This is a genomic window from Microbacterium sp. GW821-FHT01D02, assembly GCF_059422585.1.
Genome location: NZ_JBWKXB010000001.1, coordinates 17,486 through 32,594 on the forward strand (window position 1 = coordinate 17,486; position 15,109 = coordinate 32,594).

The following is a 15,109-nucleotide window of genomic DNA, read 5'->3' on the forward strand; positions in this document are numbered from 1 at the left end:
TCTAGCGATGGGCCTGGAATGACGAGCGATCGGCCTGGGGCGTCTCCCGATCGGCCAGGAGGGCCAGCTCCTCCGCCCGCGTGAGGCCGGCCCGACGGTCGCGGTCGACCCCGCGCTCCCGCTCGTCCGCCACGATGCGCTCGACAGTCTCGGCGAGGGGGCGGAGTCGACCCCCGCTCTCGCGGAAGGCGTCGTTCGAGCGGGTCATGAACCCGGTCATCCCGGCGGGCAGCCACAGCGGCAGCGAGCGTGGACCTGCCCAGTACTCGACCCCGTGGTCGACGAGCCACTCCTCCTCGGCGACCACCCCGTCGCCGGTGTGCCCGGAGGCAGCACGGACCGTCTGCAGCACGTCGGCGAGGGGATGCCGGTCGCCGATCGCGTTGACCGCCCCGCTGCGCGTCGCCTGCACGACGTAGGCGGCGAGGTCGTCGACATCGACGACCTGCGTGCTCCGACCGTCCAGCGGGGGCAGCAGTACCGGACCGTCACCGGCTCGGGAGAAAGCCGCGCCCCAGTAGCCGAAGCGGTCGCTGGGGTCTCCGTCGCCCACGATGAGCCCCGGGCGCACGAGGAGGGCGCGCTCACCGAGCGTGGCCACGGCATCCTCCGCCGCGACCTTCTGCGCCCCGTACTCGTACGCGTCACCGGGACGCGCGGCCGGATGCCGGGGCGCGGACTCGTCCGCACCGACGGTCACGTCGTCCGCGTACACGGACAGGGATGAGACGTACGTCCACCGCGCGGCGCGGTCGCCGAGGGCATCGACCGCAGCGGCGACCTGCGTCGCCTGCGAGGAGATGTCGACGACGTGGTCCCACTCCCGGCGGGCGAGCTCGGCGTACACGTCCGGATCCTCCCGGTCGCCGCGCACGAGCACCGCTCCGTCCGGCGCGGGGCGCGTCCCGCGGGCGAGGCACGTCACCGCCGCGCCGGCATCCCGCCAGCGCCGCGCGATGCGCCCCGAGAGCCAGCCTGTTCCGCCGAGGATCAACACGTCCGTCATGCGTCCCATGTCACCAGCATCCGGAGCCGCACGGAAGTCCTTCCGCTCAGAGCAGACCGACGTCCTGCCCGAGTCGATCGAGGCCGTCGAGCACCGGAGTCGTCCACGACGGGTCGGGCCGCCACCCGCGCCACTCGTCGTCGAACGGCCAGTCCCCGGCCCGGAACGAGGCGATCGCGGCGTCGGCGTGCCGCTCGACCTGCGCGGCCTGTTCGGCGCTGAGCCGCCCCTGGTCGATGGCAGCGGCGAGCTCGTCCTCGTCCTTCAGATGGATGCCGCCGTCGGGGTCGATCTCGACGTCGAGGATGTGATCGGACGAGTAGGTCTCCTGATCGGTGCGCAGGTGCGCGTTCTCGAGGTTCACGTACCACCCCGCGAACTCCCAGACCGGGCCGGTGGTGTCGCTCCAGAAGAGCCAGACCGACCACGGCAGGCCCGCCGGCGCGATGCGCAGCACACCGTTGCCCCACCACTCCTCGACGATGCGCGTGCGCGCCTCGAGCCAGCGGCGAGCGAGCGGCACCGAACGCACCCGCTGTCCGTCCGGCGCCCCCTGCGACTCCTGCAGCGTCCCGGGGGCGAGCCACGCCACGAGCCCGCGCTCGTCGTCGCGGACCACCCGCATGGGAGAGATCGTGGACGGCTCCCCCGGCTGCCAGCCCGGCTTCCGGTAGTGCCAGTCGATCTGCGCACCGGGCGCGAGGAACGGTCCCTCTCCCAGCGGTCGCGCGTCATCCGGGACGGCGGCCGGGGTGCTCTGGGGGAGGATGCTCATCCCGCCACGCTACTCCGGCACCGCCCCGGATCATCCGAGGTGCGACACGGTTCGTCCGCGTCCGACTCAGTCGCGCAGCGCCGCCCCGAACCGCTCCGCAGCGACCTCGACACCGGCGAGCTTGGCCTCGGTGGCCTCGGCCGCCGTGAGCGTGCGGTCATCGGCGCGGAAGCGCAGCGCGAAGGTCAGGCTCTTCGACCCCTCCGGCACACCCTCGCCCCGGTAGTCGTCCACGAGACGCACCGATTCGAGCAGTGCTCCGGCGCCCTCCGCGAGGGCCGCCTGCACATCGGCTGCGGCGACATCCGCCGGCAGCGTGAGCGAGACGTCCTGCGTCGCGGCCGGGAACGTCGACAGCGATGCGGCGACGACGCGTCCGCTCGCCAGGGTCAGGATGCGATCGAGGTCGAGCTCGAGCACGGTCGCGCGACCGGGAAGATCGGCGTCCTCCGCCACGGCGGGGTGCAGCTCGCCGACGTAGCCGACCTCTTCCCCCGCGACCAGGAGCGATCCGGTGCGGCCCGGGTGCAGGGCGGCGCGCTCGGCCTGCACGACGTCGATGTCGACGCCCGCTGCTGCCGCGATCACCCGAACGGCGTCCAACGCCTCGACGAGCCCTGCCGCCTCGGCCGGGCGGCCGGGCTGACGCGGGGAGACATGGCCCGTGAGCAGAGCCGCGATGTGGCGGTGCTGCGGCGGGATCGAGGCGTTCAGCGCGGCGAGCGTCTCATCGGAGGGGCGCACGCCCAGCGGCGGCACCTCCTCCGTGCCGTACTCGACGCCCGGCTCGGGCACGAACACGGCACCGGTCTCGAAGATCGCCAGGTCCGTGAGGCCGCGCGAGATGTTGCGGTGCGCGGTCTGCAGCAGTCCGGGGATGAGCGAGCGCCGCAGGAAGGGCGCCTGACCGTCGAGCGGGTTCGCCAGACGGATGCTCGGCAGGTGCTCGCCCGACGCCGACCCGTGCAGGTCGTTCTGCGCCTCGGTGGTGAACGGGAACGCCGGCGTCTCGACGAGACCGGCGGCGGCCAGGGCATCGGCCACGCGGCGACGGCCCTGCTGGTGCGCGGTGAGACCACGTCCGGACGGCGGCGTCGGCAGGACTGCGGGGATGCGGTCGAGCCCGTGGATGCGGGCGACCTCCTCGGCGAGCGTCCACTTGTCCGTGAGGTCGGGACGCCAGGTGGGCGGGATCACGGTCCACCCGGAGCCGTCCTCCGCCGCGGTGACGTCCGCGCCGATCGTGGTCAGCGCACCGGTGATCTCGTCGTCGGTGTAGTCGACGCCGATGAGCCCCTGCACGAAGCCGGCGGGCAGCTCGACGTCGGCGACGAACACCTCGGCGAACAGCGCGCCGCCCTCTTCGGTGAGCGTGCCACCGGCGAGCTCGACCATGAGGTCGGCCACGCGGCGGGCCGCCACGAACGGGATGAGCGGGTCGACACCGCGCTCGAAGCGCTTGGAGGCCTCACTGGGCAGCTTGTGCCGTCGCGCCGAGCGGGCGATGGTGATGGGGTCGAAGTTCGCGGCCTCGATGAGCACGTTCCGCGTGGTGTCGCTCATCTCGGTCGTGCCGCCGCCCATGACGCCGGCGAGGCCGATCGGACCGGACTCGTCCGTGATGAGGAGGTCTTCCTCGTGCAGCGCGCGCTCGACGCCGTCGAGCGTCGTCATCTTCTCGCCCGGGTGCGCACGGCGGACGGTGATCCCGCCGGTGAGCTTGTCGAGGTCGTAGCCGTGCAGCGGCTGGCCGAGCTCGAGCATCACGTAGTTGGTGATGTCGATCAGCACGCCCAGCGAGCGCATGCCCGCGAGGCTGAGCCGCGCGATCATCCACGGCGGGGTGGGACGCGAGGGGTCGACGCCGCGCACGACACGCGTGACGAACTCGCTCGCGCCGACGCGGCCGCGCACGGGGGCGACGTCGTCGACCACGGTCGTGTGCCCGCTGCCCGGCTGCAGCTCGGCGAAGTCGCGCTCCGCGGGGTCGCGGAAGCTCGCACCGGTCGCGTGCGAGTACTCGCGGGCGACGCCGCGCAGCGAGAAGGCGTAGCCGCGGTCGGGCGTGACGTTGATCTCCACCGCCACGTCGTCGAGACCCAGGAGGGCGATCGCGTCGGTGCCGACGGGCGCGTCGATGCCGAGGTCGGACAGCACGACGATGCCGTTGTGCTCATCGCCCAGGCCCAGCTCGCGCGCCGACGCGATCATGCCGTCGGAGACGTGACCGTAGGTCTTGCGGGCGGCGATCGGGAACGGACCGGGCAGCACCGCGCCGGGCAGGGTCACGACGACCTTGTCCCCCACGGTGAAGTTGTGCGCACCGCAGACGATGCCGCGGACACCGCCGTTCGCCTCGCCCACATCGACCTGGCACCAGTTGATGGTCTTGCCGTTGGACTGCGGCTCGGGCTCGAGCGAGACGACCTGACCGACGACCACGGGACCCGTGATGTCGAAGCGGTGCACGTCCTCCTCTTCGAAGCCCACGGTCACCAGCGCGCCGAGGACGTCCTCGGGCGTGGCATCCGCTGCCAGATCGACGTACTCACGCAGCCACGAAAGCGGGACGCGCATCACACCACCATCCCGTACTGCTCGCTGAATCGGACATCGCCCTCGGCCATGTCGCGCATGTCCTGGACGTCGCTGCGGAACATCAGGCCCCGCTCGATGCCCATGCCGAACGCGAAGCCGCTGTACACCTCCGGGTCGATCCCGGCCGCGCGCAGCACGTTCGGGTTGACCATGCCGCAGCCGCCCCACTCGATCCAGCGCGCGCCGCCCTTGAAGGTCGGGTGCCACAGGTCGAGCTCGGCGGACGGCTCGGTGAAGGGGAAGTAGTTGGTGCGGAAGCGCGTCTTGGCCTCAGGGCCGAAGAGCTGCTTCGCGAAGTGGTCGAGCGTGCCCTTGAGGTGCGCCATCGTGATGCCCTTGTCGATGACGAGACCCTCGAACTGCGTGAACACCGGCAGGTGCGTGGCGTCGAACTCGTCGGTGCGGTACACACGGCCGGGGCACAGCACGTAGATCGGCACCTCGCGGTCGAGCATCGAGCGCACCTGGACGGGGCTCGTGTGCGTGCGCATCACCAGGTGGCGCGAGGGCGGGTCGACGTAGAACGTGTCCTGCTCCTGGCGGGCGGGGTGGTCGACGTCGAAGTTCAGGGCGTCGAAGTTGAACCACTCGTGCTCGAGCTCCGGTCCCTCCGCGATCTCCCAGCCCATGCCGACGAAGATGTCGCAGACCTGGTCCTGGAGGAGCGTGAGCGGGTGCCGGGCGCCGACGCGCGTGCGCGAGGGCACGGCGGTGATGTCGACCCGCTCGGCCTCGAGCCGCGCGGCGACCTCCGCGGCGGCCAGCTCGGCCTCCTTGGCGGCGAGCGCCTGCGTCACCTGCCCGCGTCCCTGACCCACGAGCTTGCCGAACGCGGCCTTGTTCTCGGGGGCGACCTGTCGCATCGAGGCGTTCAGGACCGCGAGCGGCGATCCGTCGGCGACATGGGCGGCACGGGCCGCTTTCAGCTCGGCGGTGTCGGTGGCTGCGGCGATCGCCGCGAGGGCGTCGGCGACAGCGGCTTCGACCGCTTCCGGGGTGATTTCAGGAGACTCTGACACGAGAATCGAGTCTACCGGGGGCGCGTGGGTCCCTTTGGCGGATCAGCGCGGTGCTCCACCACCGGCACCGCCGTCGTTCTGCAGCACGATCAGCGAGGTGTTCGTCTCGCCGCCGTGCTGACGGGGGTCCGGCACCGCGGGTCCTGCCTTCGGCGAGCGCTTGGCCCGACGCTGCAGGCGGTAGGCGATGTAGGAGAGGAGGAGACACACGGCCACGTACATCGATCCGCCGATGATCGCGGCGGGGATCAGCGGGGAGCCGTAGGGCGCCTGGTTGCCGATCTGATTGATGACGTAGAGGAGCTCCTTGTACGTGATGATGAACCCGAGCGCGGTGTCCTTCAGCGCCACGACGAGCTGCGCGATGATCACCGGCATCATGGCCCGCACGGCCTGCGGGATCAGGATGAAGTACATCACTCCGGTCTTACGGAGTCCGATCGCGTAGCCGGCTTCCTGCTGTCCGCGAGGAAGCGATTCGATGCCGGCACGCAGCACCTCGGCCAGCACCGAGCCGTTGTAGACGATCAGCGCGATCACGACAGCCCAGTACGGCGGCATCTTCACGCCGATCACGGGAAGGCCGTAGTACAGCAGCATCATGAGGATCAGCACGGGCACCGCTCGCAGCACCTCGATGATCCACCGGACCGGCTCACGCACCCAGGCGTGCTCCGAGAGGCGCCCGATGCCGAGGACGAAGCCGAGGACGATGGACCCGACGCCGGCGACCGCGAACGCGGCCAGCGTGGCCAGCAGCCCTTCGCCGAAACGGACCCAGACGGCGGAGAACGTGAAGATGTTCCACTTCTCGGCAGAGAACTGTCCGGTGGCGAACAGCCTCCACACGACCCAGCCGAGCACGGCGAGGACGACCAGGACCGTCACGGCTCCGATGAGCCGGTTGCGGACGATGGCACGGGGGCCGGGGACGTCGAAAAGGACGGAACTCATCGCGCGATCCTCCACTTGTTCTCGAGAACGCGCTGCACCCAGGCGAGCAGCAGCACCAGCACCACGAAGACGACCATCACCCAGAGCAGCACGACCAGAGCGTTCTCACCCTGCTCGCTCAGTGCCGCCCGGATGGTGCCGAGGTTGGCGACGGAGAAGCCCGCAGCCACCGTGGTGTTCTTCATGAGGGCGATGAGGACGCTCATCATGGGCGGGACGACGGAGCGCGTCGCCTGCGGCAGCACGACGTAGCGCATGACCTGTCCGAAGTTCAGGCCGATCGCTCGCGCAGCCTCGGCCTGGCCGACCGGCACCGTGTTGATGCCGGCCCGCAGCGCCTCGGCGACGTAGGTCGCGGTGTAGATGCCGAGAGCGGCCACTGCCAGAGGCAGGGGGTTCACCCGCTCCCCCAGCAGGATCGGGAGGCAGAACGCGAAGAAGAACATGACGAGGGTCAGCGGGGTGTTGCGGATCCAGTTCACATAGATGCCGCCGACCGCGCGAGCGATCGGAACCGGGGACACCCGCGCCGCCCCCACGATCAGCCCGAGGACCAGGGCGATGATCCCGCCGCCCAGGAACAGCAGGATGGTTCCCCACAGTGCTTGACCCCAGAGGTCGAGGTGGTCGGTGATGACGCCCACTGGTGCTCCTGTCGATTCGTGTTCTGGCGGTGACCCCGCGGGTGGATGGGGCGGCCGATGGTGTCGGCCGCCCCATCCGATCAACCGATCGGGTCGACCTCGGGCTGCGTCGCCTTGACGCCGGAGGCGCCGAGGTTGTTGTCGAAGATCTGCTGCCAGATGTCTCCGCCGTCGGTCAGCTGCGTGTTGAAGTACTCGGCGAGCGCGTCATCGCCCTTGGCGAGACCGATGCCGTAGCGCTCCTCGCTGAACGGCTCTCCGACGACCTTCAGCTTCTCGGGGTCCTGTGCCGCGTAGCCGATGAGGATCGCCTCGTCGGTGGTGACGGCATCGACCTGCCCGTTCTTGAGGTCCTCGACGCACTTCGAGTAGGTGTCGTACTCCTTGGTCTTCACCTCGGGGTAGTTCTCCTTGATGTTCTGGATCGGCGTGGAGCCGGTCGCCGAGCACACCGTCGTCGACGCGTCCAGGTCGTCCACGCTCTTGATGTCGCTGTCGGCGCCGACGAGGAGGCCCTGCCCGGTGACGAAGTACGGGCCGGCGAAGGAGATCTGCTCCTTGCGCTTGTCCGTGATCGAGTAGGTGCCGACGTAGTAGTCGATGTCGCCGTTCACGATCGCCTGCTCGCGGTTCGCCGAGGCGATCGCCTGGAACTCGATCTTCTCCGGGTCGACCCCGAGCGAGGCCGCCATCCAGCGGGCGATGTCCACGTCGAAGCCGGTGCGGTCGCCGGTGACCGGGTCGAGGTAGCCGAGACCGGGCTGGTCTTCCTTCACGCCGACCTTGATCGTGCCGGAGGACGAGATCCGATCGAACGTCGGGCTCCCGTCGATGCTGACATCCTCGAGGACGGTCCACGGCGTGCTGGAGGTCTCCCCCTCGCCGCCGTCTTCCGGGGCTCCCGAGCTCGACGGCGTGCCGCTGTTGCAGGCCGTGAGCGCGAGCAGTGCCACCGCTGCGATTCCGATGCCTGCCAGTGTCCGTGTGCGTCGCATGTGCGTCTCCTTCGTGTGCTGTGTGTGCAGGGTCTGTGTGGTCGGGTGCGTCAGTGTGGTCGGTGCGTCAGTGGGTGAGGAGCTTCGAGAGGAAGTCCTTGGCTCGGTCGCTCTTCGGGTGCGTGAAGAACTCCTCCGGAGTCGCCTCCTCCACGATCCGTCCGTCGGCCATGAAGACGACCCGGTCGGCGGCCTTCCGAGCGAAGCCCATCTCGTGGGTGACGACGATCATGGTCATGCCCTCTTGCGCGAGACCGACCATGACGTCGAGGACCTCGTTGATCATCTCGGGGTCCAGGGCGCTGGTCGGCTCGTCGAAGAGCATCACCTTGGGCTGCATGGCGAGAGCACGGGCGATCGCGACGCGCTGCTGCTGCCCGCCGGAGAGCTGCGCCGGGAGCTTCGACGCCTGCTGCGCCACACCGACGCGTTCGAGCAGGGTCATCGCCTCCTTCTCGGCATCGGCCTTCTTGAGGCCCCGCACCTTGATCGGGCCGAGCGTCACGTTCTCGAGGATCGTCAGGTGGGCAAACAGGTTGAAGGACTGGAACACCATGCCGACGTCCGCGCGCAGGTGGGCGAGCCCCTTCCCCTCCGCCGGGAGCTCCTTGCCGTCGATGCGGATCGTGCCGCTGGTGATCGTCTCGAGCCGGTTGATCGTGCGGCACAGCGTCGACTTGCCGGATCCGGACGGGCCGATCACGACGACGACCTCGCCCGAGTTGACGGTCAGGTCGATGTCGGCCAGGGCTTGGAAGTCGCCGTAGTGCTTCTGGACGTTCTCGACCACGACGAGGGGTGTATCAGAGGTCATCATTTCTCCAAGCTAGCCACGTCGTACCTGGTGTTCCAGGGACCTCGGTGAGATTTACACGTTCGTAATCACCTGATCGCGGTACCAATGCTGCTCTGCACGGGTACCCCACGGCCCGCCCCCACGGGCCGCGGGATGGTCCTGCCACCTCACCCCCAACGACAGCGGGGCAACAGGCTCCGATCATGCGCGATCGACCTCACACTGACAGAGCGTCGCCGCCGCTGTCAGACTTCTTGAGGATTTCTTGAGGCGTCAGCCGCGCAGGTCCCGGTAGTAAGCGATCGCCCCCGGATGCAGCGGCACCGGGCCGGTGAAGATCGCCGAGCGGCGGTCGAGGAGCGCTGCCGTGGGGACCTCCCCGGCGATACGCAGGCGGGCATCGAACAGCCCGGCGAGGATGTCGCGCACGACGGCGTCGGGAGTCGAGGCCGCGGTGACGAGGTAGTTCGGGACCGCCATCGTCGGCGCGGACTCCTCGAGCCCGTAGGTGCCCGCCGGGATGTCGGACGGACGATAGGCGTGCGAGTACTGCTCGTTCACCTCGTTGACCCAGCCCTGCTCGACCGGCAGCAGTCGGACCGACGACATCTCCGCGAGCTCCGCGATGCCCGGGGTGGGCAATCCGCCGACCCAGAAGAAGCCGTCGATCTCACCGCGCTCCATCGCGCCGATGGACTCGCTGAGGTCGAGCTGCGGATCGCGGATGGAGGCGATGTCGACCCCGGCCGCGTCCAGCACGCGTCCGGCGATGACGTTCACGCCCGAGTTCTCCGCGCCGAGCGAGATGGTCCGGCCGGTCAGGTCGCCGATGTCGTCGATCTCCGAGTCCCCCCGCACGACGACCTGCACGTACTCGTCGTAGAGGCGAGCGAGCGCCCGCACCTCCAGGGCCTCGTCGAAGGCGCCGGTCCCCGCCACGGCATCCGCCGCCGCATCGCCCTGCGCGAACCCGATCAGGGCGTCCCCCGCGCTCACCCGCAGCAGGTTGTCGACCGATCCCGCCGTCTCCTGCGCGACCATCGTGATGTCGAGCGACGCCGAGAGGTCGGCGGCGAGGTGGCTCCCGTAGTCGTAGTAGACGCCGGTCGATCCGCCCGCCGCGATCGCATACTCCGCGGTGGTCCATTCGCTCGCGCGCGGGGTGCAGGCGGTCAGCCCGCTCAGCAGCAGGAGCGCGACGACACCGGCCATGGCCCTCCGCACGGCGGCGCTCACGGCGTCGTCCTGTCCCACAGCAGCAGCGAGACCTCGAGGCCGCCGCCCTCGGCGGAGGCCACGACCACCTCGCCGCCGACCGTCGCGAGCAGGTCGCTCGCGATCGCCAGCCCGAGCCCGGACCCCGGGATCTCCCCGGTCTCCGTGTTGCGCCAGAACCGGTCCGTCGCCGCAGCCGCCTGCTCCGCCGTCAGGCCCGGTCCGTGATCGCGGACCGTGATCCGGCAGAGGTCGCGCTCGCGGTGGGCGCCGGCCTCGATCAGCCCCCCGTCGGGTGAGTACTTCACGGCGTTGTCGAACACCGCGTCGAGCGCGCTCTCCACGATCGTCCGGTCGGTCACGCTCATCACCGATGGCTCCCCCACGGGCCGCAGGGCGATCCGCCGCTGCGCCGCCACGTCCCGCCACGCGTCGAGGCGGCGGGCGGTGAGCGTGGCGAGGTCCACCGCCGAGATCGTGGAGTCGCCGCGACCGCCGCGCGCCAGGCCGAGCAGGGTCTCGAGGATCCGCGTCATCCGCCGTCCCTCCTCGCGCGTCTCCTCGACGTCATCGCGCCATTCCCGCCCGAGTCCGGTCGCCAGGTGCTCGACGCGCAGCAGCAGGGCGTTCAGGGGATTGCGCAGTTCGTGGGAGGCGTTCAGGGCGAACTCCTGCTGTCGCGTCATCACGCGCTCGATCTCGTCGGCCATGCCGTTGAACACCCTCGCCATGCGCCGCAGCTCCGGCGGCCCGGCGTCCTCCGCCACGCGCGCGTCCATCTCTCCGCGCTCGATCGCCACCATCGCCTCGTCCAGTTGCCGGACCGGTGAGAGCACCCAGCGGGCCAGACGGAACACGAGCAGCATCCCCAGGGCGATCAGGACCAGCACGATGGTGGAGAGGAGCAGCGTCTGCTGCAGGATCGCGGTGCGCGGGGCGTCGACGTCGCCGGCGACGAGCACCGCGCCGATGACGTCGCCGTCGTCGAACACCGGCTCCGCCAACGCGGCATCCGCGACGGCCCAGGGGTTGACCGTCGCGGGCGGCTCGGCACGGCGCCCGGACAGGGCCAGCCGGACCCGCTCGGCCTCCTCCTCCTCGAGCACGACCGAGCCCCGATCCCCCGCCCAGACACCGCCCCCGAGATCGAAGACGGTGACCTCGATGCCGTAGACCTCGCGGAAGCGTTGGACCTCGGCGTCGATGACGGCCGCGCTCCCGGAGCGCAGCGACTGTCGCGCACTCGTCACGAAGTACCCGAGGTCGCCGAGCTGCTGGGTGTAGAACGCCTGTTGGACGCTGCCGGCCGCGCTCCACCCCGCCGCACCCCCGAGCGCGACCAGGATCGCGACCAGCGGCACCAGGAAGACGATGATCAGACGCCGGCGCATGGCTCAGGAACCAGCGAGCCGGTAGCCGACACCGCGGACGGTCTCGATGATCCCGCGGGATCCGGTCTTCTTCCGGATCGCGCCGACATGCACCTCGAGGGAGTGTCCGAAGCCGCGCCAATCGGTGTTCCACACCTCGCGGATCAGGCGTTCCTTCGGCACCGCGACCCCCGGATACCGGGCGAGCACCGCGATGATGTCGAACTCCTTGCGGGTGAGCTCGATCGGAGCACCGGCCACGAGCACCTGGCGTGCCACCAGATCGATCTGCAGGCCCCCGTCGAGCAGCTGCACCCGGGCGTCGGACTCGGGGCGGATCGGCCGCGAGCGGCGCGTCACCGCCTCGATCCTGGCGAGGAGTTCGTGCACGTCGTACGGCTTCACCACGAAGTCGTCGGCACCCGCGCGCAGCCCCTTGATGCGCTCGGCCACCTGGTTGCGGGCCGTCACGATCACGATCGGGACCTCGGAGCGCCCTCGGATGCGACGGCACAGGTCGACGCCGTCGATGTCGGGGAGACCGAGATCGAGGAGGACCACCTCGGTGTCGGCGCCGAGCAGGTCCAGCGCGGACGCACCGTCCGGCGCCCGGACCGTGGCATAGCCCGATCGTGCGAGGAAGGCCTCGAGCGCGCCGGCCACCCGGTCGTCGTCTTCGACGATCAGAATCCTCATCGACTCCGCTTCCCGCTTCCTTCGTCGGCTCGAACGTCAGCCGAGCGATGCCGCCCGCTGTGCGAACGCACTCTCGTAGAGGCACACGCTGGCGGCCGTCGCCAGGTTCAGGGACTCGGCGCGACCGAAGATGGGCAGCCGCAGCACCTGGTCGGCGAGGGCGAGCGCATCGTCCTCCAGACCGCGGGCCTCGTTGCCGAAGAGCCAGCCGGTCGGCTCGGCGAGCACGCCCTCCGCACGGGCCTTCAGCAGGTCGTCGCCCTTCACGTCCGCTGCGAGGATGTGCAGACCCGCCGCATGCGCGCGCTTCACGACATCCGCGAGGTCTCCTCCGACGGAGACCGGGAGGTGGAACAGCGACCCGGTCGTCGCGCGCACGACCTTCGGGTTGTACGGGTCGACCGTGCGGCCGGTCAGCACGACGGCATCCGCTCCGGCCGCGTCCGCGGCCCGGATGATCGTGCCGAGGTTGCCGGGGTCGCGGACCTCCTCGCAGATCGCCACCAGGCGCGGCGAGGCGTCGAAGATGTCGCGCACCGACGTCGGCGTCTGCTGGACCACGGCGACCAGGCCCTGCGGGGTGACCGTGTCCGCCATCGCGTTGAGCACGTACTCGGTCACGTACTCGACATCGATCTCGGCCTCGGCGGCCTTCGCCCGGATGTCGGGATGCCGCTCCCAGCCGTTCGGCGTCGCGAACAGCTCCACGATCGCCTCCGGGCGATACGTGAGAGCCTCACGGACGGACTGCGGACCTTCGAGAAGGAACAGCCCGGTCTCGGTCCGCGCGCTGCGCTTGGTCAGCTTCGCGACGGCTCGGACTCGGGGCGAACGGGGGTTCTCCAGCACGATCACAGTCTAGGGTCACGCCGGGTGCCGGATACGCGAAACGGGCGCCTTCCCGAAGGAAGACGCCCGTAGGAAGCGAGATGCTTACGCAGCCGACTTCGGCGCGTTGACGTCGGAGGGCAGAGCCTTCTTCGCCGTCTCGACCAGCGTCGTGAACGTCGCCGCGTCGTTGACCGCGAGGTCGGCGAGCATGCGACGGTCGACCGTGACACCCGCGAGGCCGAGGCCCTGGATGAAGCGGTTGTACGTGATGCCGTTCTGGCGAGCCGCAGCGTTGATGCGCTGGATCCAGAGGCGGCGGAAGTCGCCCTTGCGCTTGCGACGGTCCCGGTACGAGTAGACCAGGGAGTGGATGACCTGCTCCTTGGCCTTCCGGTAGAGGCGCGAACGCTGTCCGCGGTAACCGGATGCGCGCTCGAGGATGACCCGGCGCTTCTTGTGGGCGTTTACTGCCCGCTTGACTCTTGCCATTTTCCTGTGTTCCTATTCGTGCGTCGGGCGCGTCAGCGGCCGAGAAGCTTCTTCGCGACCTTGGTGTCAGCCTTCGAGAGCACCTGGTCCTGGTTCAGACGACGGGTGCGACGGCTCGACTTGTGCTCGAGGTTGTGGCGCATCCCGGCCTGCTGCTTCTTCAGCTTTCCGCTGCCGGTGATCTTGAAGCGCTTCTTAGCACCCGAGTGGGTCTTCTGCTTCGGCATCTTCTCTTCCTTCGTATGGCGCCTTCTCAGGCGACGGTGTCAACCCGCGGTGCGGGAGTTCTGGGGGCGGATGTCACTCCGCCGGAGCTGCGGCAGGGGCGTCGCTCTTCGCCTCGCGGGCGGCCTGCTTCTTGTCGGCACGCTGTGCGTCGCGGACGGCGTTCTGCTCCTGCTTGGCCTCGGACTTGCTCTTCAGCGGAGCGACGACCATGACCATGTTGCGACCGTCGATGGTCGGGTTCGACTCGACCGTGCCGAACTCGGCGACGTCCTCGGCGAACTTGCGCAGCAGACGCACACCCTGCTCGGGACGCGACTGCTCGCGACCGCGGAACAGGATCATGGCCTTGACCTTGTCACCGGCCTTGAGGAAGCCCTCGGCGCGCTTGAGCTTGGTCGTGTAGTCGTGAGCCTCGATCTTCAGGCGGAAACGGACTTCCTTGAGGATCGTGTTCGCCTGGTTGCGGCGAGCTTCCTTTTCCTTCTGGGCGGCCTCGTACTTGAACTTGCCGTAGTCCATGATCTTGACGACGGGCGGCTTCGAGTTGGGGGCGACCTCGACGAGGTCGAGATCTGCTTCCTGCGCGAGGCGCAGTGCCGCCTCGATGCGGACGACGCCGATCTGCTCACCCGCGGGGCCGACGAGGCGGACCTCGGGGACGCGGATGCGCTCATTGGTACGGGGATCGCTGATGCGGAACTCCTTAGACGATGTGATTCGGCCACCGTGACGCTGTCTGCATCACGGGCGAAATCGGAATCGTCCCCGCCCACCGGCATTCAGACGCCGGCTCCGCACCCTGCCTGCCGGGTCCGTTCTGCGAACGGAGCCGGTGGAGTGCAAGACCCGGTAGCCTTGAACGGCAAGCGCGGGTGGGAAGTGAATCCTCTTTCGATCCGGAGCATGACGCTCCGAAGCCCGCCAAAGTCTAACAGAAAGCAAGGCGAAGTGACGAACCAGGCACCGGACGAGGCTGCACGCGAGCGCGAAGAGCGCTGGGCACGTCAGGAGGAGGCCGCATCGTCGGCCACCCGAGACATCGCCGATGTACCCGCTGTCGAGGTGATCACCACCGCCGCCGTGCACCTCATGAGCGCGGCCGCCGTCAAGCTCGGCCTCGCCGACGATCCCGACGCCGCGGCACAGCTCGACCTCGACGAGGCACGCAAGCTCATCAACGCCCTCGCCGGGCTCATCACCGCCGGCGCACCGGAGATCAGCGACATGCACGCGCGCTCGCTGCGCGACGGACTCCGGTCCCTGCAGCTCGCCTTCCGCGAGGCCTCCACGATCCCGGACCCGATCGGCAAGGGACCGGGCGAGAAGTGGACCGGTCCGGTCAACTAGGCCGGGCGAGGACCAGCGGGTCGGCGGTCGAGGGACCGCCGCGGGGGCATCCGGGTGCGTCCCTCGATCGACTGCTCGGACTCGTGGATGAGGGTTCCCTCGGCGTCGAAGAGGCGGATCTCGACGACGTCCGCGACGTCCTGCCG

Annotated in this window: 16 protein-coding genes; 1 reads left to right on the forward strand and 15 read right to left on the reverse strand. The window is 69.7% G+C overall.

Features of this window, described 5'->3' with window-relative positions:
- Position 1: 1 nt before the first annotated feature.
- The 15 genes from AC07VM_RS00085 to infC form a co-directional block, all read right to left on the reverse strand.
- Positions 2-1,006, reverse strand: a complete 1,005-nt coding sequence (locus AC07VM_RS00085; protein ID WP_494910734.1) for an NAD-dependent epimerase/dehydratase family protein — start codon at positions 1,004-1,006, stop codon at positions 2-4.
- Between the two features lie 46 nt (positions 1,007-1,052).
- Positions 1,053-1,781 carry a DUF402 domain-containing protein gene (locus tag AC07VM_RS00090; RefSeq protein WP_494909523.1) on the reverse strand — a complete coding sequence of 243 codons (729 nt, stop codon included), beginning with the start codon at positions 1,779-1,781 and terminating at the stop codon, positions 1,053-1,055.
- Positions 1,782-1,847: 66 nt separating this feature from the next.
- Positions 1,848-4,358, reverse strand: coding sequence for a phenylalanine--tRNA ligase subunit beta (gene pheT / locus AC07VM_RS00095; protein ID WP_494909524.1), 2,511 nt, complete (start codon positions 4,356-4,358; stop codon positions 1,848-1,850).
- Positions 4,358-5,398: a phenylalanine--tRNA ligase subunit alpha gene (gene pheS, locus AC07VM_RS00100; protein WP_267415175.1), complete on the reverse strand. Its 1,041-nt coding sequence runs from the start codon at positions 5,396-5,398 to the stop codon at positions 4,358-4,360. Before pheS ends, pheT begins: the two co-directional genes overlap by 1 nt.
- A gap of 42 nt (positions 5,399-5,440) precedes the next feature.
- Positions 5,441-6,352: an amino acid ABC transporter permease gene (locus tag AC07VM_RS00105; protein WP_267415176.1), complete on the reverse strand. Its 912-nt coding sequence runs from the start codon at positions 6,350-6,352 to the stop codon at positions 5,441-5,443.
- Positions 6,349-6,996 carry an amino acid ABC transporter permease gene (locus AC07VM_RS00110; RefSeq protein WP_494909525.1) on the reverse strand — a complete coding sequence of 216 codons (648 nt, stop codon included), beginning with the start codon at positions 6,994-6,996 and terminating at the stop codon, positions 6,349-6,351. The genes AC07VM_RS00105 and AC07VM_RS00110 overlap by 4 nt, the downstream gene beginning before the upstream one ends.
- 80 nt (positions 6,997-7,076) lie before the next feature.
- Positions 7,077-7,991: a glutamate ABC transporter substrate-binding protein gene (locus AC07VM_RS00115; RefSeq protein WP_494909526.1), complete on the reverse strand. Its 915-nt coding sequence runs from the start codon at positions 7,989-7,991 to the stop codon at positions 7,077-7,079.
- Between the two features lie 67 nt (positions 7,992-8,058).
- Entirely contained in the window at positions 8,059-8,808 is a 750-nt protein-coding gene (locus AC07VM_RS00120; protein WP_494909527.1) for an amino acid ABC transporter ATP-binding protein, read from the reverse strand.
- 252 nt (positions 8,809-9,060) lie between these two features.
- A complete protein-coding gene (locus tag AC07VM_RS00125) occupies positions 9,061-10,023 on the reverse strand; it encodes a TAXI family TRAP transporter solute-binding subunit (protein WP_267415180.1) in 963 nt (320 codons plus the stop codon).
- Entirely contained in the window at positions 10,020-11,393 is a 1,374-nt protein-coding gene (locus AC07VM_RS00130; protein ID WP_267415181.1) for a sensor histidine kinase, read from the reverse strand. The genes AC07VM_RS00125 and AC07VM_RS00130 overlap by 4 nt, the downstream gene beginning before the upstream one ends.
- 3 nt (positions 11,394-11,396) lie before the next feature.
- On the reverse strand, positions 11,397-12,068 hold the full coding sequence (locus tag AC07VM_RS00135; RefSeq protein ID WP_267415182.1) for a response regulator transcription factor: 672 nt from the start codon (positions 12,066-12,068) through the stop codon (positions 11,397-11,399).
- Between the two features lie 36 nt (positions 12,069-12,104).
- A complete protein-coding gene (locus AC07VM_RS00140) occupies positions 12,105-12,917 on the reverse strand; it encodes a TrmH family RNA methyltransferase (RefSeq protein ID WP_267415183.1) in 813 nt (270 codons plus the stop codon).
- Positions 12,918-13,001: 84 nt separating this feature from the next.
- Positions 13,002-13,388 carry a 50S ribosomal protein L20 gene (gene rplT, locus AC07VM_RS00145; protein WP_045252681.1) on the reverse strand — a complete coding sequence of 129 codons (387 nt, stop codon included), beginning with the start codon at positions 13,386-13,388 and terminating at the stop codon, positions 13,002-13,004.
- A gap of 32 nt (positions 13,389-13,420) precedes the next feature.
- A complete protein-coding gene (gene rpmI, locus AC07VM_RS00150) occupies positions 13,421-13,615 on the reverse strand; it encodes a 50S ribosomal protein L35 (protein ID WP_017828564.1) in 195 nt (64 codons plus the stop codon).
- Between the two features lie 73 nt (positions 13,616-13,688).
- The gene (gene infC / locus AC07VM_RS00155) at positions 13,689-14,309 is read right to left on the reverse strand and encodes a translation initiation factor IF-3 (protein WP_416383344.1); all 621 of its coding nucleotides are present in this window, start codon (positions 14,307-14,309) and stop codon (positions 13,689-13,691) included.
- Between the two features lie 255 nt (positions 14,310-14,564).
- Here infC and AC07VM_RS00160 point away from each other — a divergent pair, with 255 nt between their 5' ends.
- A complete protein-coding gene (locus AC07VM_RS00160) occupies positions 14,565-14,963 on the forward strand; it encodes a DUF1844 domain-containing protein (protein WP_267415186.1) in 399 nt (132 codons plus the stop codon).
- The last annotated feature ends 146 nt before the right edge of the window (positions 14,964-15,109 follow it).